This window comes from Desulfovibrio sp. 7SRBS1 (genome assembly GCF_049723905.1).
GTDB lineage: Bacteria > Desulfobacterota > Desulfovibrionia > Desulfovibrionales > Desulfovibrionaceae.
Genome location: NZ_JBJKFD010000001.1, coordinates 3,800,931 through 3,825,815, shown reverse-complemented (window position 1 = coordinate 3,825,815; position 24,885 = coordinate 3,800,931). Strand labels below are relative to the sequence as shown.

Genomic DNA, 24,885 nt, shown 5'->3' with positions numbered 1-24,885 from the left:
CGATAGTCTGGCCCCCCATGGCCCCCCGGCCTGTGCCCGGGCAATTTGCTCACGCGCTTACGGAACGGCTTTTCCCGCCCCACCAGACCAAGCAGATTGATTCCTGCCCGGTTACAAGCCGCCAATGGCCCCATTTATGATGGGAATTGCCATTGTCGTTTCCTACCATCTTATATGGAGAGCGGGCTAGGGGAAATGTTTAAGGGGGTGGGCGTGTTTTTGGGATTATCTCTGGATTTTGGACAGAAAGGATTAAAGGTATTCCAGGTTGGTTGAATGGGCGGCCTTGGGATGTGAGGGGCCCAAATTCTCTGTCTAGGATTTCGTGGATGAATTCCGGTGGCTCAAGAGGTACTCTTTTTTTAACATATCACTCACGTTAGAAAACGTTGTATTGCAACTGGGAATCATTGATCCTTGAACCAAAGACTTTGGAATTATAGGAATTATAGGGACTGTCACCTACTTATTGACACCATGCGATCCAGCGCGGAAATCGTCGTCTGCCCACTTTCTTCTGCGAGGACGATTACTGTCGATACCTTGATCTTTTGCGGGAGCGGTGTGAGGAGCATGCCGTGGAGGTGTGGGCATATTGCCTGATGACCAACCATGTGCATCTTATCCTCGTGCCAGCCACGGAATCGGGGTTGCGCCTTGCTCTTGGGCAGACGCACAAGCGCTACACGGCGCACATCAACAAGAGAGAGGGGTGGACAGGCCATTTGTGGCAGGCAAGGTTTGCCTCATATGTCATGGATGAGGCCCATCTTCTTGCGGCCGCACGGTACATCGAGCTCAACCCGGTCCGGGCTGGCATGGTCGGCGATCCTTCGGAATACAAATGGAGCAGCGCCAGGGCTCACCTTGCCACAAAGGACGATCTCGTGGTCAAGGTGGCTCCCCTCCTTTCCCGAATACCAAACTGGAAAAGCTTTCTTTCAGATTCCATCAGTCCCGAAGACCAGGAAGCAATCCAAAAACATAGCCGGACCGGCAGACCATTGGGCGACAAAGCATTCTTTGACCGGCTCCAGCGCGTGCTCGGAAAGGATGTGCGACCTCAGAAGCCCGGTCCCAAGAAGAAAGATAGGTGACTGTCCTCTTAACTCTGAAGATCAAGGGGTTACGGTGAAAACCGTAACCCCTTTTTCCGTTTGCGTTTTAATGGTGAAACATTGGATTTGAATATTGCCGGATATCCGCATAAATTTGCGCTATTGGACTCGGAATGATTAGGACTTTCTAATGAGCGGCTGTGTCTATTAATTTTTATTGTGAGATTTTCATATGACTAAGCGAGCATTCATAACAGGAATTACGGGCATGGTCGGTTCGCATCTTGCTGACTATCTTCTTAAAAATACGGATTGGGAAATCTACGGACTTTGCAGATGGCGTAGTCCTTTGGATAATATTGATCATCTGCTTTCTCGTATAAATAACAAGGATCGCATTCAATTGGTCTACGGGGATTTGCGTGATTATATTTCAATTCATGAAGCTGTTGTGACTGCCAGACCAGATTATGTTTTTCACCTCGCAGCGCAAAGCTACCCCAAGACTAGTTTTGATTCACCTTTGGATACGTTGGAAACAAACATCCAAGGAACAGCAAATGTGCTTGAGGCTTTACGGAAGAATAAGATCAAAGCCATAACCCATGTGTGTGCTTCATCAGAGGTTTTTGGACGTGTTTCCAAGGAAAAACTACCCATTGATGAGGAATGTACATTTCATCCAGCGTCTCCTTATGCCATTTCCAAGGTCGGAACTGATTTGCTTGGACGTCATTATGCTGAAGCCTATGATATGCAGGTTATGACAACTCGCATGTTTACACATACAGGGCCGCGAAGGGGTGATGTTTTTGCGGAATCTACATTCGCTAAACAGATAGCCATGATAGAGGCAGGACTGATTCCGCCTGTTGTTAAAACAGGTAATCTGAACTCCCTTCGCACCTTTGCTGATGTACGCGATGCGGTCAGAGCGTATTATATGCTGGTGACAGTCAATCCTGTTGCCGGTGCCTATTATAACATAGGCGGAACATATACCTGCTCTATCAGGGAGATGTTGGACACACTTCTTTCAATGTCTTCGGTTAAGGATATTCAGGTCGAAACAGAGCAAGAGCGCCTACGCCCGATAGATGCTGATCTGCAAGTTCCAAACACAACAAAATTCAAGGCAGTTACAGGTTGGAAGCCGGAAATACCCTTTGAACAGACGATGCGGGATCTTCTTAATTACTGGCGTGAACAGGTTCAGCGAAAGAAGTCGTTTTTGATTCGTTAGAGGTGATGAATGATAGTTAGAGCTCGGTCCCGCTGAGGTTGGGGTTAGCTGGTGGAGGCATGAGTCATTCAGCTCTTATTCTGCAATCTGAAGTTCGATAGTTTTTTCCATCAACAACTTGGCATCCACCCCCCCACAACTTGGCTTGCTGACCTCATTGAGAATGAAGGTGATTCGATAGGTGCCGGGGGTACGGAAAACCAGTATTGTTCTGGGATAACCAGTCTGGACCTTGGGCTCGGGGCCTTCGGGCATTGCCGCGAATCGAACGTTGATGGACGTGTAAGATCCGTTGGGAATTGTGTACCCCTTGAGATCGAAGAGGACCGAGACCGGCTGACCGGTTCGCAATTCACCGTCAACGTTCAGTTCGGCATCCGCCACCGGGCCGCTATGCCATGTCGCCCAGGCAGAACCAGCAAAAAGAATCACTCCGACAAACAGGAGCAGACCGAAAAGCATGGGGGTGGGTTTGTTGCAAGTGTGGTTTTTCATACCTTGATAATAAGCCAGACGACGTATATTGCAAGGCTTGGGTAGCCACTGGGTAGACTGTGGGGAGAAGCCGTGAAACGTCGAAACAAACAACAGATGCATCCCTGGGACATGATCGAAGCGCTGGTGAACGAAGAGGAGTTTTTCCTCGAACGCTGGTCGATCCGAATGGAACATGCCGGATATCTTGAACATACTACAGCCAAGCGGGATGACTGTCTGCTGGCCCTTAACGACATCCTGACACCGATGCGGCAGCATTGGGACAAGGGAATCACAGCTCCGGACTTTTCATGGCTCATTCGTCACGAGGATGATTGGGGACAGCGCCAGATCGAATCGGCCCGACGACATCGTATGCGGGGCATCACGGCCGACATGTATCTCGGCTGTTTCAAAACCTTCATTCACAGCCTCATCGATGTTATCGAAAAACTGGAAGGCTCCTACGAAAGCAAGGTGCAGGCCCGGCGGCTTCTCAAATTGTACGGCGACGCGCTGGAAGTGCTCTTTGTCAGAGATTGGACCCAAACCTTGCCCGATATCGCCTCCCAAAGACTGGACGAGGCCAATCGACTCATCACGTTGGAAAAGTGCCGCTACGAGAACATACTGGATTCGACATCCGATCTCATCATGGTGGTGAACAGCGTCGGCACCGTCACCAGCGTCAACAAGACGGTTGAGGAAGTGATTTCCGAAAAGGCCGTACTTGGCATGCCCGTCTGGGAGGTCCTTTCCATGGAAGGACAATCCATCGAAGATCTCCTCAAATACTATCCGGCCGGCATATCCTGCGAGATGAGTCCATTCAGCGAAGATGTTGTTTACCGCATGCAGATCACGCCCATCGGCAACGTCAGCATGGCCAGCGACGAGTATATGATCATGCTGACCAACGTCACTGCTCATGCCGTTCAGCGTGAAACCCTTGAGCGAGTGGTATCCGAACGGACCGAGGCTCTGCGCAAGGAAAAGGAACAGCTCGAGGAGATGAACATCACCTTGCGCAACGTGCTGCAAAGCATTGACAAGGAACGGGACGAGCTGCTCAACGAGGTCTCGGCCAAGGTCAACAATCAGGTGATCCCCGCCCTGGATAGGATCGAAAACGAAGAGGACGCCGCCATCCGCAAGGGCTATATCACCGTAGCCAAGGATCAATTGGTCCGCCTGGCTCCCGGCAGCTCCGCCTCCGACCCGATGCTGCTCAAACTGACCCACATGGAAACACGCGTGTGCCAATTCATCCAGGCCGGATATCCCTCCAAGGACATAGCCGGAAGCCTCAACATCTCCCTCGAAACCGTCCAGACTCACAGGAAAAACATCCGCCGCAAGCTCGGCCTGCACGGCAAGAGCGTCAGCCTTTACGCCCATCTCAAGACCCATGGAGCCCCCTTCTGACTGGGTAGTTAGACATACCCATTCTATCCCCATTTTCCCGTCTGTTATCCCGCCTCCCCAAAAATAATACTATTCTACAGTGGAATCAGTATTCTGGTTAGTGGAGGAATCTAATTTATGGATAACACCCTATTTTCCCAACAGGCGCCTGCTCTCCGGGACTTCTTCGCATCGGTGGATGCCGAGGATTTGAAAAAGTCCTCTTCCAGCATCAGCCGATATTTCAACCTGTCCATCGATACCGACGCGGACTGGCGTGAGGTCGAATACGACTTCAACCGGCTGTTCGTCGGCCCGGCCGCCATCCCGGCACCGCTGTATGCCTCCGCTTACGCAGAGGAACCGCTGCTGATGGGTAAGGCCACGCTTGAAGTGCGGGACGCCTACCGCGCCCTCGGCCTGGAGGTCCCCAATAAAAACGCCACACCCGACGACCATCTCGCCTATGAACTGGACGCCGCCGCGGCACTCGGCAGCATGAGCACCGAGGACGAAGCCACCGGGCTGCTGCGGACGTGGTTCATCGGCGACCACTTGAGCGGTTGGATTCCCCATTTTGCCGCGGCTGTGAGGAAGCAGAAGGATGTAAGCGAACCGGTTCTCATGGCGGTGGAGGCTCTGACCATGTGGCTCGAATCGGCACGGGCCGAAACGGGCTGCACTGAAGAGTAAGGGAAACTTTCAACGAAGATTGAGAGGAGGAAAAAATGGCTGATGCAAAAAACACCCTGAGCAGGCGCGGGTTCCTGAAAGGAATCGTGGTGGCAGGCGCTGCCGCCATGCTGCCCTGCAAACTGCTTGTGCCCGGCACCGCCGAAGCTGCGGCGTTCAACGCAGGCGATTACCAGGTATTCCGTAACGCCTGCCCCAGAAACTGTTACGACACATGCAGCATCAAGACCTACGTCAAGGACGGTGTCATCCAGTTCATCGAAGGTGCACCCGAATCCACCTTCACCGACGGCGGTCTGTGTGTGAAAGGGTATTCCTATACCCGCCGCCCCTACAGTCCGGACCGCATCAAGTATCCCATGGTCCAGGACGGCCGCCGCTCCGGCAAGTGGCGCCGGGTGTCCTGGGATGAAGCCATGGACATGATCGCCAAGAAGATCATGGAGCTCAAAGAGCGTGACGGCAGCCTGTTGGGTCTTGGCATGACAAAATATTCCGGCAACTTCGGCATCACCAATTACGGAGTCGAAGGCCTGATGTCTTCATTGGGCTACACCACCCGTTTCGTGGGCACCCCATGCTGGCCCGCCGGCATTGATGCCCAGAACTATGACTTGGGCAACATGTGGTGCAACGATCCCGAGGACATGGTCAAGGCACGATACATAATCATCTGGGGCGCCAACCCCGCCTGGTGTTCTGTACATACCATGAAATTCATCCAAAGGGCCCAACGTCGCGGAGCCAAGGTCGTGGTCATCGACCCGGTCTTTACCCAGACCGCAGCCAAGGGCGACGTTTACTGGCAGACCAAGACCGCCAGCGACGGCGCGCTGGCCCTCGGCATGGCCAAGCACATCCTGGACAAGGGATTGGTCGACCGCGACTTTGTCGATAATTACGCCCATGGCTTTGATGAATTCGCCAACTATCTGCGCGACAACGTGACGGTTGAATGGGCCGCCGAGCAGAGTGGCATCCCGGCGCAGGAAATAATGGAAGTTGCCGAGGAATTCGCCACTGCCGACCCCGCCACCATCTGGATAGGATATGGCATGCAGCGCCACACCAACGGCGGCGCGTCCGTCCGCTCCATCGATGCCCTGGTCGCCATGACCGGCAACGTGGGCAAAGTAGGCGGCGGCGCCCGCTACGGGCACCTGCAAACCTGGGGATTCAACTACAATGCCTTCATCCAGAAGCAGCCCGAAGGTTCCGTGGGCTACGTGGGCGAGGCCATGAAGGGCGAATTCCACATGGCCGAAGATCAGAAGACGAGCTACTCCGACCGCACCGTAAATATCAACAAGACGGCCCAGGCCATTCTGGACACCAAGGATCCGGCTATCCGCATGATGTGGATCTCCTGCAAGAACCCGTTTGCCCAGGACTTTGACAGGCCAAAACTGGAAAAGGCATTCGACACGCTCGAGATGGTCGTCTCCGTGGAACAGTTCTTCACCGAGACCGTGGCCAATTCCGACATCGTGCTGCCGGTCACCACCCTGTTCGAGGAATGGACCGTGAACGCCTCCTACTGGCACTACTGGCTCAGCATCAACGAACAGGCCATCAAGCCCATGCATGAGGCGAAATCCAATCTCGAAATTGGCGCGGCCCTGTCCAAAAAGATGAACGAACTCTCGCCCGGCTCCTGTACTCTGCCCACCAAGATCGATGGAAAGGAATGGACGAAAAAAGAATTCAACCAGGGCATCTACGATCTCTTCGGCATGAAGGATTGGACGGAGCTCCAAAAGGGCCCAATCAAGGCCAAGCTGGCCTCCTCCGCATCATGGCACGACAAGAAGTTCGGCACCCCCTCGGGCAAATACGAATTCAAGTCCGAGCTGTGTGCTGAACACGGACACAAGGCACTGCCGGAATTCAAGGAAAGGCGTAAAGAGTACGACAAATTCCGCCTGCTCACACCGCATACCAAGTTCGGCATCCACTCCCAATTCGTCAACCTTGACTGGATGAAGGAGTACAACAAGGAGCCGTTCGTCTACATGCACCCCAAGACTGCCGCCGGGAAGGGCATCGCCGACCTCGACATGGTCCGCGTCTTCAACAAGGTGGGCGAGGAAAAGGCCAGGGTCAAACTGACCGACAACGTGGCCGAGAACTGCCTGCTCATCTACGAGGCATGGTTCGGCAAGGGGTGGAGCTTCAACGTCCAGAACCTCGTGGACGACGAATCCGCCGACATGGGCGCGTACAAGGCCGGTGCCCCCGGCGTGGCCATTCATGACCAGTTCGCCGACATCGAAAGGGTCTAAGGAGCGTGACAATGAAAAAGCAATATGCGTTTCTGGTTGATACCGAGCGGTGCATCGGCTGCTTCACCTGCGCCATGGCCTGCCGGAACTATTACCATCAGGTCGAGGGAATCATCTGGCGGCAGGTCTATCCGCTGTCCGAGGAAATCTACCCGCACCGCGAGCGAGCGTTTCTTTCCCTAGCCTGCAATCACTGCGAGAATCCGGCCTGCCTCAACGTCTGTCCGGTAAATGCCTACACCAAGCGTGAGGAAGACGGCGTGGTTGTCCACCATCAGGAGAAATGTATCGGCTGCGGCAATTGTATCCGCTCCTGCCCTTACGGCGCTCCGAAGTACAACCCTGTGGAGAAGCGCGCAGAGAAGTGCAGCTTCTGCCACGAGCGGCTCGACGCGGGCCTGAAGCCCGTTTGTGTACAGTCCTGCCCGACCAAGGCCCTGCAACTGATCGACCTGGCCGACACACAGCAGACCAATCAAATCCAATACCCTGCGGGATACCCCAAGATGGAGGAGCTCAATCCGTCGACCCGGTTCATCCTGCCGAAAATGCCCAAAATAGTGAGGAGGTAGACATGCAATCCATGGAATTACCACTTGTACTGTTTACCGTTCTGTCCCAAGCCGCCATCGGCCTGACCATGATGCGCGTCGTGCGCACTACTTCCGGCGGCACCACCACCGACGCCAGAAAAGAATGGATGTTGATCGCCGGCCTCATGATGGTGGGACTGTTAGGCTCCCTGTTCCACCTCGGTCATCCTCTGGGTGCGCCCACGGCCCTGGTGCATCTCGGTACGGCCTGGCTCAGCCGAGAAGTCCTCTTCGCCGGTCTGTTCATGGGCGTGGCCACGATTGCCGTGCTGGTCTCAGGCATGGGCGGCAAGGCCTCACTGGCCTGGCTCGGAGCCATCCTCGGCCTCGGCGTGATCTGCTCGGCGGGCATGACCTATGCGCCCCCGGCGCTGCCTGCCCTCAACAACGCACTGCCCACTGCCTTTTTCCTGACCTCCGCCGTCATCCTCGGCTCAGGATTTGGCGGCTGGTTCGCGAGTGGTAAACTGCAACCTCTCATGGCCCGCATCTTCACCGGCGCTCTCGTGGTCGGCCTGGTCCTCTACCTGGTGGCCCCGTGCGTCTGGATCTCCGGCGGCACGGTTATGCACATGACCGGCGAGGCGTGGTTTGCCTCCGGCTTCTACTGGGCACATCTCGCTATCCTGGGAGTCAGCCTTGCGGTCATTTGGAAGTCCAAGCACATCCCCGTATGGCTTCCGGTCCTCGTCCTCATCGGCGAACTTATCGGTCGCGCCGGGTTCTTTGTCGATACACTCCATACGGCGACAAATATGGGTGGCCTTTATTAATCCACCTTGCTCGAAGGGAGCGGTCCTCCACCGCTCCCTTCCCCTGCCCACCTTTGTGAGATGCGATCAGTAACGAAATGGAGCTTTGTTGGACCACAAAACAGCTGTTTCAAATTTGATTATCATAGAGCAATGAAGTGCCATATAAAAAATGGACATTCTCTGAGAGGTTAGTCCGCTACGTTACTTTTAGCCTGGTGGATGTTTTCATATTCCACCGGGCTTTTATAACCGATTCCGGCATGCCGCCGTTTCCTGTTATAAAATCCTTCCAGGAACATGAAGATATCCAGTTTGGCTTCGGAGCGGGTCTGGTACCTGCTCCAATTTACCCATTCCCTTTTCAGCTTGCTGAAAAACGTTTCTGCAACGGCATTGTCCCAGCAGTTTCCCCTGCGGCTCATGCTACAAACCATTCCATTTTGACTCAGGGCTTTTCTATACAGTTCGCTGGTGTATTGACAGCCTTGGTCGCTGTGATGGAGCAATCCCGCTTTGGGGGATCTGGATTTAACGGCCATTGTCAGAGCCTTGCAGGCGAGATGTGAGTCCACGCGTTCCGACATTGCCCAACCCACCACGCGTCTGGAGAACATGTCCAGAGTAACAGCAAGATACAGCCAGCCTTCTCGTGTCGGAATATACGTAATGTCCGACGCCCATTTCTGATTCGGTGCCGAGGCTAAAAACTGTCGTGAAAGATGGTTTTCAGCCACAGGCGGATTCGGTCCAGTTTGACAGGGATAACGATGTTTTCGCTTCAACTTGGACTGCAGTCCAGCAGCCGCCAGCACCCGCCGCACTGTCTCCGGGCAACACCAAAACCCAACCTGCTCCACGACGTCCATATGCACCTTGCGATAGCCGTAAATTCCCCTACTGGCGTGATACGACTTCTGTGCTGCGGCAAGGACCAGCTGCCGCTTCAACGCCAGTCTACCGGGCTTTCGCCTTGCCCACGCATAATAGCCGCTTCTGCTGACGGACAGAACTTTGCAAAGAACCTTCGTCGGGTAATGTCCCCTTTGCTTTGCGATCCACGCGTACTTTACAGGGACTCTTTTGCAAAGTACGCCGCTGCCTTTTTTAGAATTTCATTCTCCATGCGCAGGCGGGCATTCTCGTCCCTCAGCTTGGCATAATCGCTGGCAGCTGACGTGCTTTCCTCTCTGGGAGAAAGTTCGCCACTTGCACGATACTTTCTAACCCAATCACGAACTGACCAGCCGCTACAGCCAAGCTGCTGTGCAACCTCAGAAAAGGAATACCCTTGTTCGACAACAAGCTTTGCCGCTGACAACTTGAAATCTTTTGAATATCTCATACGTGCCACTATGCTCTCCTGTTGGAGCGAACAGTAACCTCTCGGTTCGTGTCCGTCATCTATAGGGCACTTCAATCCGGCCTGCCGCAGAACTCACGCCCATTGTCTGAGAGAACTCTGTCGATCTTTGCACCGTGCCCCCTGGAAATACGGCAGTACGTCCCCGTTAAGCACGTGCACCACCGTGACGGGCAGCTTGTTGGTGTACACCCTGCTCACGCGTAACGGCTGTGGCAGTTGATGCCCCTACTGCAGGAGCACCTTGTCCATGCCCTTGAGTGTCCCCACAAAGGACGTGTCCACTGTAGCCCTCCCGTATACCCCTAACAGATCGTTTTCATAATACTTCTTTCTTGTATTTAAGTCTGTGCGAAATCAGGCAAAACCAGTTGACAGCAAGGAGGAGCAGACTTTATGTTTCATAAAAGAGAACCTTGTTCCAATAAATGGAACACTTGGTATGCTGACAGACCGGTGGATGCGCCGGATCTCACCCGCAAATTGAGTTGCAGAGAAAGGAGGGATATGCGGGTCTAGCTCGAGCAACACGGGCGCATGTCTTTAAATGGCGAATGTCTTTAACGGGCGAACGGCTTCATGCGAAGCACTACGATAAAGCATGTCGTAAATATGAAACACAGTTTCAATATACGGAACAAAAATGGTATATGAGTTGCGGTTGAGAAGGACTTGCCGCCTGAATAGGGTCAACCATACAGGGGCACCCATCAGGAAAGACGGCGGCACCCTCGGCGCCATGGAGAAGGCCCCCGGATGGATGGCCCGCAAAATGGCCGAAAGAGCGTCGAGGAATGCGGCAGGGAACTCCTCGAAAAGGTTCCGCGCGGGCCGAAGGCAAGAAGGTCAAGGCCGACCTGCCCTGCATCAACCACGTAGTCATCAGCCGCTTCTGCAACCACGTCTCCCCATTCCCACAGACATCCCAAGTCCCCAAGGAGTTGTTCAATGCGATTTTTGAATTATGCCACTGAAAATGGAGCCTGTCTCGGCCTGCAGACCAAGGACGGCGGCATCCTGCCGCTCCATTCGGTCCTCCCGGCTGAAGTCGGGACCATGCAGGACCTCATTAATCATTACGGTACCGATTTCGACCGCCTGGCGGATCTGGCGGCCCGCGCCGAAAAGACGGTGGACACTCCACTGTCCCCGGATTCCGTGACTCTGCTTCCCCCCTTTGAAGAGACCCGCCACGACGTCATCTGCGTGGGACTGAACTACAAGGAACACGTCAACGAGACCAACCGCGCCTTCAGCACCGATTACGAGTTGCCCAAGGCACCTATCTATTTTTCCAAACGGGTATCCGCCCCCAAAGGCCACAATGGGGTAATCGAACGCCACGCCAGCCTGACCGAGAAGTTGGACTACGAGGCCGAACTGGGTGTGATAATCGGCCGGGAAGGACGCGACATCGCACACGACGACGCGCTGGGCCATGTCTTCGGCTACACAATCATAAACGACGTCTCCGCCAGGGATCTGCAACAGTTGCATGCCCAATGGTATCGGGGCAAGAGCCTGGACACCTTTGTAGCCATGGGGCCATGCGTGGTCACGGCCGACGAACTCACCGATCCGCACGCTCTCGACATCTCCTGCATCGTCAACGGCGAACTGCGCCAGCAGTCCCGGACGGACATGCTCATCTTCAACATCAACGAACTCATTGCCAGCCTCAGCAGCGGCATGACCCTGCACACGGGCGACATCATCGCCTCTGGCACCCCGTCCGGGGTGGGCATGGGATTGAATCCGCCCCAATTCCTGCAAACCGGTGACACCATCGAATGCAGGGTGCAAGGCATTGGCAGCCTGACCGTACGGGTCGGTTGATCGAGCCGCGAACAGCGGCACACAGCCCGAACACGTAACACAACACAGAAGGCACTCTTCGTAGCGCAGAAAAGGAGCAATACAATGGCTTTCGAATTGAAAGGAATTTACCCGGCAATGCCCACACCGTTCACCGAGAGCGGTGATGTCGATGAGGGCGGCTTGCGCAAGCTCGTTGATTTTTGCATTGACGGTGGCCTCGACGGCCTGTTCGTGCTCTCCAGCACGGGCGAAGCCGTGTACATGTCTTACGAGACCAAATGCCGCTGCCTGGATATCGTGGTCGAGCAGGCTGCGGGACGTGTTCCCGTAGTGCCTGGCGTCCCCTCGGGCGACTGTCGCGAGTGCGTCCGCCTAGCCGAACACGCCGCAGGTCTTGGCTGCCAGGCCGTGGTCGTCACGCCGCCCTTCTTCTTCAGCCCTTCCCCGGCCTCGGTCCAGGCGTGGGAAGAATACATCATAGAAAACAGCCCACTGCCTGCGGTCCTTTACAACATCCCGTCATGCGCCCGCCCGCTGACCTACGACAACGTGGAGTACCTGGCCGCCCTGCCCAAGGTCATCGGCATGAAGGACTCCAGCGGAAGCATGGTTGACTTCCTCAACTTCAAGGCACGCAAGGACAGGAGTGATCATCCCGTCGCCCTGTTCACCGGACGCGAGGAGACCTTGTTCCCCTGCCTGTGCGTGGGCGCGGACGGCTGCATGACCGCCACCTCCGCCGTGCTGCCCGAGGCCATGGTTGCCATCTACACGGCATACAAGGCTGGCGACATGGAAAAGGGACTCAGGCTGCAACTGGCCGTTAACAGTGCCGTTTCCCTGATGGCCTCCTTGCCTTTCCCGGAAGGCTACCGCCTGGGCATGGAAGTACGCGGGCTCCCCATGGGCCCGGGAATGCTTCCACTCTCCGCCGCCGAACAGACGCAACGCGAAGAGTCCAAGGCAAAGCTTGAAAAGATCATCCCGGAAATTCTCACCTTAATTTAACCTCCATACCTTCCCATAGAAAAGAGCCGCCTTCCGGACATTCGGAGGGCGGCTCTTTTTTTTGGGGGGGGCTGAACGAACGGTCTACAGCCTGCCAAGCTTGGCGGATATTTCCCGGCCTAACCGGACGAGCAGTTCGCCAGACTTGGCGACTTTCTCATCATCGAAACGATAACTGGCGGCCACGATGCTGATGGCGCCGACCGGATAGTCCCTGCCGTCAAGAAGCGGGACGCCCACGCAATGGATTCCCTCCTCGTGCTCGCCGTTTTCCTCGCTGTAGCCCTGTTCACGAAATTTACGCAGTTGCTTCTTGAGTTCATCCCGGTCCACCACGCTGCTGGGCGTCTTCCGTTCCAGCGGGTGCGAAAGATATTCCTCCAGCTCATCTTCGGGCAGGGCCATGAGCACGGCCTTTCCCCCGCCCGTGCAATGGAAGAGCGGCTGCTGGCCGAGTTGGAACTGGGTAGTAACGGGACGTTGGGACTGGATGCGCTCCAGGTAATAAAGACGCTTGTCCTCATGGGCGAACAGATTGACTGACTCACCACTTTCTTTTTCGATTTCATATAAATAAGGCAGGCAAAGTTCGCTGAGCCCCTTTTGCGACTTGTAGGCGGTGGCCCAGAACATGGAACCGGGGCCCATTTGATAGAGCCCGTTGCGCCCCTTGATGACCAGATTGTACTCGGCAAGCGAACTCAGGAGACGGGAGACCGAAGCCTTGGGTATGCCCAGATAACGGGAAATCTGCATCACGCCACAGGGCGAGTTTGTTTGCGCAAGGTAATTGAGGATGGAAACAGCTTTTCCGAAGACCGTGGACATATACGGACGCCCTTGTTTTGAGGGCCAAAGCCCGTTGAAATCTAAGCTGAAAGTTTAAGAGAAGGGGCCCCAATAGGCAAGCGGATAACAAAGAGAGGAAGCCAGGGAACACCATCCGCTATATGGGCTCCTGCCCAATACCCTCCCCCACCTGTGCTATGAGATTGCGCAACCACATATGTCCTTTGTCGTCCTGCGCCCGGGGATGCCATATCAGGCTGTAAGGAAATTCCTCCCCCGCTACCGGCGGGACAAAAGAATGAAATCTGGGATAATCCGGCAACGATCTGGCGAGCCTGTACGGCAAAGGAATAAATACGGCGCAACTTGCCCTTTCATGGCTGTTGGCCAAGGGGGAAGATATCATTCCAATCCCCGGAACAAAGCGGCGCAACTATCTGGAAATGAACGCGAAGGCTGTCGACATTGAACTGACCGGTGAGGATGTCCAAGAAATCGAAGGGATTATTGCCAAATATCCCGACACCGGAGAACGCTACCCGCAGTCGTCGCTCAAGCTTATCCCAGATAACGAGTAAACGGCGAACATGAACAGCGAGCATAACAGCCGGCCAAGGTGTTGCGCACAGCAAGGCGGGCACAGGCTGGCAGTTCACCCCAGGTGCGCTTTCATCTGCTCTTCCAGGCGGATGGCAACGCATGCAAAGAGACAACGTAAAACGCACAAAAAAAGCCTCTGAAGTGTCAGGGGCTTTCTTTTGTTCAGATACGATGCGCTCTCCTGTGTAACTAAAAAGCAGGGGCTGAACCTCACGGTCCACCCCCTGCCTTTCAAGACAGGTAAAAGCCCTGTCCTGTGGTATATTATGGGTAGCGTTATTTTTTCATCTTACCTGTTACCATGCTGCGGACGAGGGCAAAGATGCTCTCTCCCGTGGTACAAAGGTAGAGGTGTAGAACGATGAACAGAACCATCAGGAATGCCGCTCCGGTGTGCACCAGTGATACGCACCTCTTGCCCTCCATGCCCATCAGTTCGGGGGGAATAATGTCAGGGATAAACAGGGCCAGTCCGGATGCGATAAGTACCGGGAAGAGCACAAACAGCACTGGCAGGTAGGCACTCTGCTGCAAGGGGTTGAGACGTTTTGCAGGATCATGTCCAGCGGGATTCTCCTGCCCTTTATAAATGCCCAGCATATAATACTTGGCCTGGGCAATGCTTGCGGAAATAAAATCCGCACGCGGCAGATACTGCTTAAGCTGCCCGCTCAGGAGCAGATAAAGCACGTACAATATCCAGAGTGCAACAAGTCCCAGTGCAAAGTATGCGTGGGTGGATTGCGCAGACTCAAAGGGAATGCCTCCCCCAAAGTGCATTGCAAATCCACTGACAATAAGGATGACAAACAGAGCCGCATTGATCCAGTGCCATATTCTGATCACAAGGGGGAACATGGTTACAGTCTTACCGCCGGTGTGGACAGCTTTTCTGCCTGCCATGCGTAAGGCCGCGTGTACTAAGATCAGAAGCAAGAGCGCAATCAGAATGTGGGTAAACTGAGTGTTCAACCACGGAGTCTGGGTCACGCCTATAACGTATTTGTCATCCAGCAGGCGGGCGTTCATGAAGCCGAGTACGGAGTCTGCTGCGCCCATGCTGGCTTGGATTGCTTCGCCGTTTTTCTTTTGCAGTTCCGCGTCGTCGAAGAGCCCCTTGTTGACCATGAAAAAGGAGCGCTGTTCACTGCGGTATTTGTTGAGTTTGTTGATCATGGCGGAGGACTTGGAATGACAACTCTCGCAGTCTACCTTTGTCTCCTTCACTTCCATGATCACATGCACTTCAGTGCCTTCCTTGCCGCCGTGGCAGGAGACACAACTGACGGATTCAAAATGCTTTTCCTTGTTGGGCAGAAACCAGTGGCCCATTTTCTGGTCGAGCAGTTTTTTGTCGGTCAGTTTCTCGTAGCCGCGAAGGTCGGAGTGGCACCTGAAACAGCGTTCATTTGTCTCAGCAACACTTGAGGCTATTTCTTCGGTCCTGTTCGGGAGATGGAAAGTATGCGCATCATGGCACGATGCGCAGCTGAATTCCTTGCCCTTCTTAACTATGGCCTTGGTATGGTAGCTGCGGTCAACCTGCTCGTAGATATCCTTGAAGTACTCGCCGTGGCAGGCCTGGCAGTCCATGGGCTTTTTGTTTTTGAATTTATGGGGTGCACTCGCAAAAGCGTCTTCAGTTGCACCTTCGTGACAACTTTGACAATTCTGCCCGCTATGCACGGAGTTGCGGTAGTCCACCTCATCAACATGCAACTGAAGAGCGCGGCCCCGGTCAGTTACCCATTTTGTGGTAATATCAGCACTACCATGGCAGGAGAAGCATTTCTCATTCTGCTTCAGCGCACCTTGGCGCAACTGGGCGGCCTTTGAGTATAATTGCTCTGATTGGGCGGCTGTATCGTCCGCTGCATGGACTACTCCGGCCATAAATATGGCAAGAGTCAAGACCAGGCAGACAGAAGCCTGCTTAATAACCATGCGAAATTCCTCCTGATTAAGTCTTAGGGAACCAGGTAATCAAAGTGGTGGCAATTTTTGCAGTAAAACTCCGATTTACCGTGCTCTCTATGACAGGTGTCGCAGGGGATTTCCTTGGCCCAGTGCGGGGAGTTATGAGGATTGGGGTCAAGTTTTTCAGTGCGCTTGGCGACATCCTCGGGAGTGCCGTGGCAGTTGGCGCAATTGCGGGTATCCGGCGGTGCCGTGGGTGTTTTCACGCCGTGGCAAAGTTCACAGTTGGCACCGTTCTGGTGCACCTTTTTGTGGTAGCTTTTGACTGGAAGTTTGCCAAAGACGACATTGTCAATAATGTCGATAGTGTATTGTTTGGCCTTGTGCTGCTCCATATCAATTTCGGCAACACTCTTTTCTTTTTCAGCCTTATCCTGTGCGCGCAGTACGTGGGGCGCAAGGAAAATTCCCAATGCAAACAGAAGTAAAATCGCCCCGAAAGCGACATATGTTTTTTTAGTCATGATATTGCCCTTCTGTATCTATAAATCAATTAGCTCGGTTCATTGCCGGCAGCGCTGTTGCCGGCGATACGTCCCATGACCAGGCAGTCGGTGATTGCACAACTGCCGAGGCGGCTTGCCCCGTGGGGACCGCCGGTTACTTCGCCTGCGGCATAAAGGCCGTTGATAGGCTCGAAGTTCTGGGAATGAAGGACATGGCCTTTTACGTCGATTTCGACGCCGCCCATGCAGTGATGCACTTTGGGCCAGCCGCGCACGGCATAAAAAGGCGCTTTGCTGATGGGAATTGCAGTGCTGAGCGGTTTGCCGAATTCGGGATCGTGCTTGTCCGCAACGTATTTGTTGTAGTTGCTGACGGTTTCGGAGAGCCCGGCAGCCGGGATTTTGTAAAAATTCGCCAACTGCTCGATGGTATCAAAACCGTGCACGACCTTGTATTTCAGGCAGCGCTCCAAAGTTGGGCAGGCTTCTGCGCCTTTGCTGTCGACGATAATGATCGGGTAGTCGGGATTGCCGTTGGCATCTACTTTCTTGAGCATGGCATCGGCGCGGGTCTTGCGGTCAGCCAGTTCATTTACAAAGCGGGTTCCGTTGGAGCGGTCAACCATGACACCGTAGCGGAATCCGGACTGGATGTTGAACATGGAGGCAACACCGAATCCCTTTTCGTCCGGAGAAGCCCACGGGCCGAGCTGGATGAGAGATATCTGTACGGGAATGGCCCCGGCACGAAAGGCCGCGCGCATGGCTTCACCTGTTGCACCGAGTTGGTTGGTACTGTCGATCTTGCCAGCCAGACGGGGGTCCTGAGCAGCACGGTATTTGGCATCCTGACTGAAGCCGCCAGTGGCCAGGACTATTCCTCTGCGGGCGCGGAACATGCGGATCTGTCCACTTTCTTCGTCCGGGAAACGATACCCGTCGCGAACGCGGACACCGACAATGCGTTCGTCGTCGTTGACGATGAACTCCAGCATTTTGCAACCGGTGCGCAGGACAACGCCTTCAGCACGGGCGGTATCCACCAGTGGGCGGACAATGCCGGAACCGGAAGCATTGTGGGACAGGTAGGTACGGGCTACGGAGTGCCCGCCGAGCCATGAAAGTTTGGGCTTGAATACAGCACCGCACTGGGTAACGAAATTGTAGGCATCTATGGAGCCTTCGGCGATCGTTCTGGTTATTTCAACATGGTTGATGCCGCGACCTGCCTTGAGCATGTCGCTGACCATGCTTTCAATGCTGTCTGTAACGCCTTCCTTTTTTTGCAGTTCACTGCCTGCCACCGCAAAAAGGCCGCCGTTGATACAGGAGTTGCCGCCCAGCACGCGCATTTTTTCAACGACCATAACATCAAGGCCCTTGCGGCGCGCTTCAATGGCTGCGGACAAAGCGGCAAAACCGCTGCCGATAACCAGCACGTCGAACTCACTGTCCCACTTTGTGGTCGGCAGTTGGGAACGGACCGAAGGGGCTTTTTCACTGGCAAGACTGCCGGTCGCACCGAAAAGGACAGCTCCAGCCGCCATGGCGCCTCCATTGGTGAGCAGCTTACGACGGGACATCATAGCTGCTTTACCTTTTGCACCCATAGAATCAGGCATACACTTCATCTCCTTTAAAATTGCACTCTTACGTCTCAGTGGACAGCACCGTTCAGTTGCCGCAGTCCTCCCCATGATTACAGGGCAACGTCACCCGCAGGTCCACTGGTAAGCTCGCTGAGGTCTTCGAAGTCGGCTGATCCAAGAAAACGGCGTTGTTCCACTCCGGCGAAGAAAAGCAAAAAAGTTGGGCTTCCATCCAACTTCAGGTTCTTCTCAAAGTATGAACTGTATGCAGGATTAAGGATCGCACAGGTAACCCGTTTGGTAGCCGAGAGTGCAAAATCCGCAAGAATCTGCATCTGCCTGCTTGAGATCAGGTCCTCCGAAAGATACCCCACAACCAGTAGGCCCATGCTTTCTTCAAGCAGGGATTCGTATTGGTCGGGAGTCAGCATCTTACATCTGTTAAGAGTCATAGTTTAAGCTCCTGTGGCTCCATAGCAGTTCGCGTGCCACAATTTTAAGATGAGCATATGTCTCTGTTTTAAATGGGTAATTTAAAAAAGTAATTACAAACGGTCTTTGCATAAACCATACTTTGTTACATAATTCACACGACGTGGAATGTGCAACATGTAAAGTTACAGTTTATGTAACAGTATATATTACACCTTAGTGTTACACTAATTATGTAACGGCATGTGACTCTCCAGAAAAGTGAAAAGTTACCCTGTAACGGATTTACTGCTCGGCAATCCCGGCTCGTTTCATCCAACGGTAAAGGGTCGGGCGGCTGATGCCCAAAATACGGGCTGCCCGGGCCTTTTTCCAGCCCGCCTGTTCAAGTGCATCGAGTACCTTTTGCTTCTCAAAACTGCATCGCTTTGCCGATGTCTCGTTGACAGCCGTTCCGAGCGTGGATGGGGGCAGCTGTTCCGGTGTCGGTTGCGGCATAGAGGAGGCGGACAGGCAATTGCAGCTATCCTTGAAATTCTGCGGAAGATGGACGCACTGCAGCATTTCTTCCCGGCACAAAATGGACGCGTATTCGATGCAATGGCGCAGTTCACGGACATTGCCCGGCCAGTCGTACAGCATGAGCGTATCCAGGAATTCCGGGGAGATGGATTTAATTGAGCGGCCCAGTTCATTGTTGTAAAGAGTGATGAAACTTTCAACCAGCAAAGGAATATCTTCCTTGCGTTCGCGCAAGGGGGGCATTTCAATCTGGAATACATTGAGCCTGTAGTACAGATCCTTACGAAAGGAGCCGTCACGAACTTTGCGTATCAAGTCGGCGTTTGTGGCGGTCACAACGCGTACGTCGGCTTTATGCGGCTTGGTGCTGCCTACGCGCTCGTATTCCTTGTTTTCGAGAAAACGCAATAGTTTTAGTTGGATAGAAAGAGGGAGATCGCCGATTTCATCCAGAAAGAGAGTCCCTCCTTCGGCTGCGGCAACCCGGCCTTCGGAATCGCGGCTGGCTCCGGTAAAGGCTCCGCGCACATGGCCGAAAAGTTCACTTTCCAGCAATGATTTCGAAAGAGCGGCACAGTTTACTTTGACAATTCTATTATCTGCCCTGATCCCGGTATAGTGCAGGGCGTCGGCCACGAGTTCCTTGCCTGTGCCGGACTCCCCGGTAATCAACACTGTGGTGGCAATATCCGAAAGGCTGTGCACCAGAGTGGCAACCCTTTTCATGGAGTCGCTTTTCCCGACCATGTTGTTGAGCAGCTTGCGGTCTTCAAGTTGCCGCTCCAGAGCCGCGGTACTTGTCATATCCTTAATAACCAGTACCGCACCACCAAAGCCATATTCTCCGGTGCGTAAGGGGGCAGCGTTGAGCTCCAGCTTGCAAGCCTTGCCATCGGGGGTGGTCGTATTCACCCGAAAATGGGAGGTCAACCTGCCCAGCTCCAGAGTCTGGCGGATTACGCTGGTGTATGGCGCGGAGTTTTTGCCTAAACACTGATCAAAAGTCCTCCCTTTGTAGTCAGCCAGAATGCCACCATAAAAGGAAAGGAAAGCCGCGTTGGCAGAAAGGATGCGTATCCCCTCGTCCACAGTGACAATCGCATCCGGAATGCTGTTAAATGAATTCTCCAGATTTAAACGCAAGCGATAAAGTTCATTGGTACTTTTCTGGAGCTTCCGTTGAACAGCTTCCAGTGTGGTTCTAAGGAGGCATCGAAGATCCTTATCATGCACTTCATCAATGCGTTTTAACACATCGGCTATATTCAATTGATCAGGGTCCGGGGTTTCCATATCGGCTCTTCATTGGGTGTTTATTCTTTTCGATGAAAGCAAAAAATCTGGGTCAAGGACCAGGCATAGTTAATGCAATCGTTATTCCGAAACCAAGAATCAAAGTGTAACATCTTACTGTAAAGTTTTGATTCTAACAACTTCATATTAGGAATAGAAATGAAGACTCTTTTTGAAAAGTGTAAACTCGGCCCGTTGACTCTTAAAAACAGGCTGGTCCGCAGTGCCACCTGGGAAAACATGACCACAGAAAACGGGCGCATGACTCCCCAACTTTACGAGATATACAAAACTCTGGCTGCAAACGAAGTGGGGCTGATCATAACCGGGTACGCCAATGTGGTGGTTGAAGAGCAACCCAACCATGGCATGATGGGCATTTACGATGATCTTTTCATAGCCGATTATCGCAAACTGACTGACATAGTACACAAACACGGCTCCAAAATTATCCTCCAGATTGCCTATGGCGGCACCAAAACGACTTACAACGTGGGCAAACGAACCATCTTCGCGCCCGGTGATGTTCCCGAGAGAAGCACTGGCACCTGCGGTAAGCCCATGACCAAGGATGACATCAGGTATATCATCAAAGCTTTTGCCGCTGCCGGAAAAAGGGCCAAGGACTCCGGTTTCGATGGGGTTGAAATCCACGCAGCGCACACCTACCTGATCAACCAGTTTTTGAGTCCGTATTACAATAACCGCACCGATGAATACGGCGGATCATTGGAAAACCGCATGCGTTTCATGGTTGAGATATACGACGCCATGCGCAAAGAAGTAGGTGCAGACTACCCGATTCTGGTCAAGCTCACCGCCAGTGAGTTCTTTGAGGGCGGACTGACCTTTGATGAAACAAGGATCATATGTAGCAAGCTGGAAAAAATGGGCGTTCAAGGCCTGGAGATTTCCGGCAACATCCACGGCAAGGCGAAATCCATGGCCGGTGAATTTTTTGATGGCCATGAGCTCAAAAAACAGGGCTACTTTGCCGAATATGGCGCCATCATCAGCCGCGATGTGGATATCCCGGTCATTACCGTGGGCGGCTTGTCACAACCGGATCATATCGAATCCATACTGAACGAAACGGAGATTGAACTCTTCGGCCTCTCCCGCCCGCTCCTGGCAGAACCGGACCTGTTCAAACGCTGGAAAGAAGGGGACCGGAAAAAAGCCAAATGTGTGCACTGCTCCAAGTGCAGGCATGATGACGGGAATTATTGTGCTGTGTTTACAGATAAATAGTCAGGCCTGAAAAACCCGTTTCAGCTTCTACGCCACATTTTCCGCCAGCCGTCGGCTTGAGTCTTTGCCGAGGAGCAGAAACGCCAAGAGCGCAAAAAACTCTCCGATTTTCCGCATCCACTTCCTGAAGTTGAACGCCGCTGCGGCCATAAACAAGTTAATGGCGTCGCCGACCGCGCCCTTGAGATAGCTCCGGGCCATGCGGTGATCGTGTTTGAGATGGCCGATCACCGGCTCGATAGCCGCCCGACGGCGGAAGCGGAGCCGCGCCATAAGGCGCTGGTACGGTGTGTCCTTCTTCTTCGGAGGCTTTGGGATGAGGATTTGCGTGTCACCGACCTGATTCAGGCCCCTGTAGCCTCGGTCGCAGATCGCCATGGACGGACAGACCCCGGTGACCTCCCAACACTGTTCGAGGACATCCGGCAACGTATGGCCGTCGTAGACGTTCTCGTTGAACGACATCGCGCCGACGATGATACCCGTAGTTTTTGTGACCGCGATGGACGCCTTGCGCCCGAACTCGTACTGCTTGTGCGCTTTACCCTTGGAGATGCAGAGAATATCGGGTTCGTGTAGGCTGTAGACCTTATTCTTGTCGCTTCGTTTCTGGTCCTTGACCCGCTCGTACAGGTCAAGTCGCTCCTGGTGGCGGCCCAGGGCTTCGCCCGGCAATTTGCGCCGGAGTTCACGGATCAAGGCACCAGCCATTGTCCGCATCTTCCTCGCCTTTTTGGCCATCTTCATCCGTTTCAGCCGAAGCTTGGGGAGCGTGCGCTTGAAGCTGCGGCGTAGACCGACGCCTTCGCTGTCCGCGATCTTACGGCAGCCCTCGATGACTTTGGTCAAAAGCTTCAGGTCGGTAGGAAAGGTTACGTTCTTTTCCTGGACCGTGGTATCCACCGTGATCTCTCGTTCTTTGGCGTCATCACCGTGCAGTTCCACGGAGACCTCGAAAATCAGTCGTGCCCCGTCCTCGCCAATGCGCTTGCGGAAATAGATCAAATCCGTGGGATCGCAAGGCAGCTTCCACTGGAACTCGGTCATACCGCAAAACGCCTGGTAGTAGGGATTTTGCGTCCATGCCTCCACGACCCGTTCGTCGCTCAGATTCTCCAACTGCTTGAGCAGCATCAGCCCGACCATTAGCCGGGGCGGCTTGGCTGGCCGACCTTGGTCGCTGTAGAGTCCGGCGAACTCCTCCTCGAATCGCCCCCAGGGAATTCTCCTCGCCAATTGAAGGAGCGGAGCCTTCGGATTGAGCTGGTCCAGAAGGTCTGGGTAAAGGAACGTACCCTGCGGCTGTTTTTTGGGTTTTGCCCTCATGATTCTCCCGCCATTCGCTGCATCATTTCGACCGGTTTTATACGAATTCACAACGTTCTCTGGTCGAAAATACTACATTGTACAAGGAGAATTGTTAATAAAAATCAATCCACTAGAGATATTTCAGGCCCGACTAAATAGCACTTTGATTTGTATGCGGATAGGGAGTTTGAAGAATAAGCGCCCTATCCGCAAATCTGCGTACAAAACTCGGGAGTTTCAGGGAGTTTTCAGAAGTTTTGAAAATGGATGAAAATAACGTTAGAGCGCATGAACGAGGGAATTACAGGCGGCTGACAGCGCACCTTTCATAAAATTCATGCTCAGTATGATTCGAAATGCGCTCCTCGTCTCTACCCCCCAAGTCACCCCCCCCAAGTCACCCCCCAAGTAGACCGGCTGTTGCTCGTACTGCAAAACGAGATGACACGGGCAGAGATTCAGGACGCTCTCCAACTCCGCGACAGAAAATCATTCCGAGAGCTTTATCTCAGCCCGGCCCTTTCCCAAGAACTTGTTGAAATGACCATTCCCGACAAGCCCAACAGCCGCTTACAAAAATACCGGCTGACCTCAAAGGGACGGCAGTGGGTGCAAAAACAATAGAGTCGGCCGCTCAAAAGACCGTTTGCGACAAAAAGTGCGGGCTTTATCCGGCCAGACACTCCCCAATTTTTCCTTTCCTCTTCACCTTAAAGCCAACCCCTTGCAATAAAAAGCCATCCAATCGCATAACCTCTTCCACTCAATCGGCATGACTATCGACACAAAGTCTTTCCTTGTTTACCATTGCCCATTCTGCGAGGTGAAGCTCAGCCAATAGAACACGACATACCTCTGCCAGCTCAAATCCGTATCAAAGCACTTTTCCCATTCGAGCGCGAAGTAAAACGGAGCCCTTTGATAAACAAACAGAAAGTCACCAAGCCATTCCTCCATTCAAACTCAAAGCAATCTTGCACTCCATAGATAAACTTGTTATTTTTTTGAGTATAAAAAATGAAATGGCTAACCACGTTGTAGATATAATCCTTTGGCGCTACTGCTCTGAGGTTACACCTAACTGGGCAGACAGCTCTAAAAACTAACGCTCTTTATCGAAAAAGATTAGTCCATTTGCTAGCGAAACGGCCCTACATTAGCATGTAGAGCGCAAGCACCGGACAGTGCTTCAGGCTGTTTGTATGCCTCGGTCATTGCAGCCTGCCCCTTCCGCGGGGGCATTTTCGGCATATGGTCTGAGTGGGGAGGCTTCCATTCCCTGGTTTTAACCCTTTTTCAACAAGCCCCCAAAAATAAACGCAATTTCAATGGGTTACAATTTGGGCTAAAAAAAGGGTTTTTAGGAGGAGAATGGCGAAAACCATTGCAATGGCTATGGTTGCAGCTTTTTCCGTCTAGTTCACTGCCGCATAGGCAGCTTAGAAATCAAGAAATGCACGAAAGTCTTTTACAATCAAGTTCACTGCCGCATAGGCAGCTTAGAAAAGGAGCACACAAGCTACTGTCCACTCATAAATGTTCACTGCCGCATAGGCAGCTTAGAAATTTCGCCCCATAAGTTCTCACCTTTCGCCCCATAGTTCACTGCCGCATAGGCAGCTTAGAAACAATTCCATTATACATGTCTGATTTTAGTTGTGTTCACTGCCGCATAGGCAGCTTAGAAAATGTGAGACTCCATCTCGTTAACGTTGTGAGAGTTCACTGCCGCATAGGCAGCTTAGAAAAGAAGAAAAAAGAAAATCGTTTTTTGTCTATATGTTCACTGCCGCATAGGCAGCTTAGAAATCCCGCCCTGGGCGTACACGCACACCAAGACAGTTCACTGCCGCATAGGCAGCTTAGAAAGAACTCTACGGACGCCAGGTTGGGGAATTGGGAGTTCACTGCCGCATAGGCAGCTTAGAAAAGCCGGGCACCGATGGTGAAACCGTCCAGCGAGTTCACTGCCGCATAGGCAGCTTAG

General features: G+C 53.3%; 22 protein-coding genes, 2 pseudogenes and 1 CRISPR repeat array (1 of these 25 cut by a window edge). Of the genes and pseudogenes, 13 read left to right on the top strand and 11 right to left on the bottom strand.

Annotated features, from left to right (window positions below):
• The first annotated feature begins 482 nt into the window (after positions 1–482).
• The gene (locus tag ACI0FJ_RS16970) at positions 483–1,097 is read left to right on the top strand and encodes a transposase (RefSeq protein ID WP_424306596.1); all 615 of its coding nucleotides are present in this window, start codon (positions 483–485) and stop codon (positions 1,095–1,097) included.
• A gap of 193 nt (positions 1,098–1,290) precedes the next feature.
• Positions 1,291–2,301: a GDP-mannose 4,6-dehydratase gene (locus ACI0FJ_RS16965; protein ID WP_424305306.1), complete on the top strand. Its 1,011-nt coding sequence runs from the start codon at positions 1,291–1,293 to the stop codon at positions 2,299–2,301.
• A 75-nt stretch (positions 2,302–2,376) separates the two neighbouring features.
• Here the strand turns inward: ACI0FJ_RS16965 and ACI0FJ_RS16960 are convergent, their stop codons facing one another.
• A complete protein-coding gene (locus ACI0FJ_RS16960) occupies positions 2,377–2,796 on the bottom strand; it encodes a hypothetical protein (protein WP_424305304.1) in 420 nt (139 codons plus the stop codon).
• Positions 2,797–2,868: 72 nt separating this feature from the next.
• On the opposite strand from ACI0FJ_RS16960, the gene ACI0FJ_RS16955 reads away from it, so the two are divergent.
• The 5 genes from ACI0FJ_RS16955 to ACI0FJ_RS16935 all read left to right on the top strand — a co-directional run bounded on the left by ACI0FJ_RS16955 (position 2,869) and on the right by ACI0FJ_RS16935 (position 8,523).
• Positions 2,869–4,203 carry a LuxR C-terminal-related transcriptional regulator gene (locus tag ACI0FJ_RS16955; protein ID WP_424305302.1) on the top strand — a complete coding sequence of 445 codons (1,335 nt, stop codon included), beginning with the start codon at positions 2,869–2,871 and terminating at the stop codon, positions 4,201–4,203.
• Positions 4,204–4,320: 117 nt separating this feature from the next.
• Positions 4,321–4,875, top strand: a complete 555-nt coding sequence (locus ACI0FJ_RS16950) for a TorD/DmsD family molecular chaperone (protein ID WP_424305300.1) — start codon at positions 4,321–4,323, stop codon at positions 4,873–4,875.
• A gap of 35 nt (positions 4,876–4,910) precedes the next feature.
• Positions 4,911–7,157, top strand: coding sequence for a molybdopterin-dependent oxidoreductase (locus tag ACI0FJ_RS16945; protein ID WP_424305299.1), 2,247 nt, complete (start codon positions 4,911–4,913; stop codon positions 7,155–7,157).
• Between the two features lie 11 nt (positions 7,158–7,168).
• Positions 7,169–7,729 carry a 4Fe-4S dicluster domain-containing protein gene (locus tag ACI0FJ_RS16940; protein WP_424305297.1) on the top strand — a complete coding sequence of 187 codons (561 nt, stop codon included), beginning with the start codon at positions 7,169–7,171 and terminating at the stop codon, positions 7,727–7,729.
• A 2-nt stretch (positions 7,730–7,731) separates the two neighbouring features.
• On the top strand, positions 7,732–8,523 hold the full coding sequence (locus tag ACI0FJ_RS16935) for a dimethyl sulfoxide reductase anchor subunit family protein (protein WP_424305296.1): 792 nt from the start codon (positions 7,732–7,734) through the stop codon (positions 8,521–8,523).
• Positions 8,524–8,693: 170 nt separating this feature from the next.
• Here ACI0FJ_RS16935 and ACI0FJ_RS16930 read toward each other — a convergent pair whose 3' ends face one another.
• From ACI0FJ_RS16930 to ACI0FJ_RS16920, 3 genes and pseudogenes are all read right to left on the bottom strand, one after another.
• Entirely contained in the window at positions 8,694–9,560 is an 867-nt protein-coding gene (locus tag ACI0FJ_RS16930) for an IS3 family transposase (protein WP_424306474.1), read from the bottom strand.
• An 11-nt stretch (positions 9,561–9,571) separates the two neighbouring features.
• Positions 9,572–9,847 (bottom strand): transposase, encoded by a 276-nt coding sequence (locus ACI0FJ_RS16925; protein WP_424306476.1) that lies wholly within the window; start codon positions 9,845–9,847, stop codon positions 9,572–9,574.
• Between the two features lie 74 nt (positions 9,848–9,921).
• Positions 9,922–10,150, bottom strand: a pseudogene (locus ACI0FJ_RS16920) (IS481 family transposase); the annotation flags it as partial.
• A 509-nt stretch (positions 10,151–10,659) separates the two neighbouring features.
• On the opposite strand from ACI0FJ_RS16920, the gene ACI0FJ_RS16915 reads away from it, so the two are divergent.
• The 3 genes from ACI0FJ_RS16915 (at position 10,660) to ACI0FJ_RS16905 (ending at position 12,691) form a co-directional block, all read left to right on the top strand.
• Positions 10,660–10,839 (top strand): hypothetical protein, encoded by a 180-nt coding sequence (locus ACI0FJ_RS16915; protein ID WP_424305294.1) that lies wholly within the window; start codon positions 10,660–10,662, stop codon positions 10,837–10,839.
• Positions 10,814–11,701 (top strand): fumarylacetoacetate hydrolase family protein, encoded by an 888-nt coding sequence (locus tag ACI0FJ_RS16910; protein WP_424305292.1) that lies wholly within the window; start codon positions 10,814–10,816, stop codon positions 11,699–11,701. The genes ACI0FJ_RS16915 and ACI0FJ_RS16910 overlap by 26 nt, the downstream gene beginning before the upstream one ends.
• Before the next feature lie 84 nt (positions 11,702–11,785).
• Positions 11,786–12,691: a dihydrodipicolinate synthase family protein gene (locus ACI0FJ_RS16905; RefSeq protein WP_424305290.1), complete on the top strand. Its 906-nt coding sequence runs from the start codon at positions 11,786–11,788 to the stop codon at positions 12,689–12,691.
• 84 nt (positions 12,692–12,775) lie between these two features.
• Here ACI0FJ_RS16905 and ACI0FJ_RS16900 read toward each other — a convergent pair whose 3' ends face one another.
• Positions 12,776–13,519: an IclR family transcriptional regulator gene (locus tag ACI0FJ_RS16900; protein WP_424305288.1), complete on the bottom strand. Its 744-nt coding sequence runs from the start codon at positions 13,517–13,519 to the stop codon at positions 12,776–12,778.
• A gap of 287 nt (positions 13,520–13,806) precedes the next feature.
• Between ACI0FJ_RS16900 and ACI0FJ_RS16895 the strand changes: the two genes are divergently transcribed.
• Entirely contained in the window at positions 13,807–14,058 is a 252-nt protein-coding gene (locus ACI0FJ_RS16895) for an aldo/keto reductase (RefSeq protein ID WP_424306594.1), read from the top strand.
• A 298-nt stretch (positions 14,059–14,356) separates the two neighbouring features.
• On the opposite strand, the gene ACI0FJ_RS16890 is transcribed toward ACI0FJ_RS16895, so the two are convergent.
• The 5 genes from ACI0FJ_RS16890 to ACI0FJ_RS16870 all read right to left on the bottom strand — a co-directional run bounded on the left by ACI0FJ_RS16890 (position 14,357) and on the right by ACI0FJ_RS16870 (position 20,189).
• Positions 14,357–16,024: a cytochrome b/b6 domain-containing protein gene (locus ACI0FJ_RS16890; RefSeq protein ID WP_424305286.1), complete on the bottom strand. Its 1,668-nt coding sequence runs from the start codon at positions 16,022–16,024 to the stop codon at positions 14,357–14,359.
• Positions 16,025–16,047: 23 nt separating this feature from the next.
• A complete protein-coding gene (locus ACI0FJ_RS16885; protein ID WP_424305285.1) occupies positions 16,048–16,521 on the bottom strand; it encodes a cytochrome c3 family protein in 474 nt (157 codons plus the stop codon).
• A 29-nt stretch (positions 16,522–16,550) separates the two neighbouring features.
• Entirely contained in the window at positions 16,551–18,125 is a 1,575-nt protein-coding gene (locus tag ACI0FJ_RS16880; RefSeq protein WP_424305283.1) for a flavocytochrome c, read from the bottom strand.
• 77 nt (positions 18,126–18,202) lie between these two features.
• Complete coding sequence (locus ACI0FJ_RS16875) at positions 18,203–18,544, bottom strand: hypothetical protein (RefSeq protein WP_424305281.1); 342 nt, start codon at positions 18,542–18,544, stop codon at positions 18,203–18,205.
• Between the two features lie 265 nt (positions 18,545–18,809).
• Positions 18,810–20,189 (bottom strand): sigma-54 interaction domain-containing protein, encoded by a 1,380-nt coding sequence (locus ACI0FJ_RS16870; protein WP_424305279.1) that lies wholly within the window; start codon positions 20,187–20,189, stop codon positions 18,810–18,812.
• A gap of 309 nt (positions 20,190–20,498) precedes the next feature.
• Between ACI0FJ_RS16870 and ACI0FJ_RS16865 the strand changes: the two genes are divergently transcribed.
• Positions 20,499–21,590 (top strand): NADH:flavin oxidoreductase, encoded by a 1,092-nt coding sequence (locus ACI0FJ_RS16865; protein ID WP_424305277.1) that lies wholly within the window; start codon positions 20,499–20,501, stop codon positions 21,588–21,590.
• Positions 21,591–21,701: 111 nt separating this feature from the next.
• Here ACI0FJ_RS16865 and ACI0FJ_RS16860 read toward each other — a convergent pair.
• Positions 21,702–22,916, bottom strand: a pseudogene (locus ACI0FJ_RS16860) (IS5 family transposase); the annotation flags it as partial.
• A 423-nt stretch (positions 22,917–23,339) separates the two neighbouring features.
• Here ACI0FJ_RS16860 and ACI0FJ_RS16855 point away from each other — a divergent pair.
• Entirely contained in the window at positions 23,340–23,522 is a 183-nt protein-coding gene (locus tag ACI0FJ_RS16855) for a Fic family protein (protein WP_424306592.1), read from the top strand.
• A 794-nt stretch (positions 23,523–24,316) separates the two neighbouring features.
• Positions 24,317–24,885: a CRISPR direct-repeat array (repeat unit 28 nt; unit sequence GTTCACTGCCGCATAGGCAGCTTAGAAA) (it continues 1,692 nt past the right edge of the window).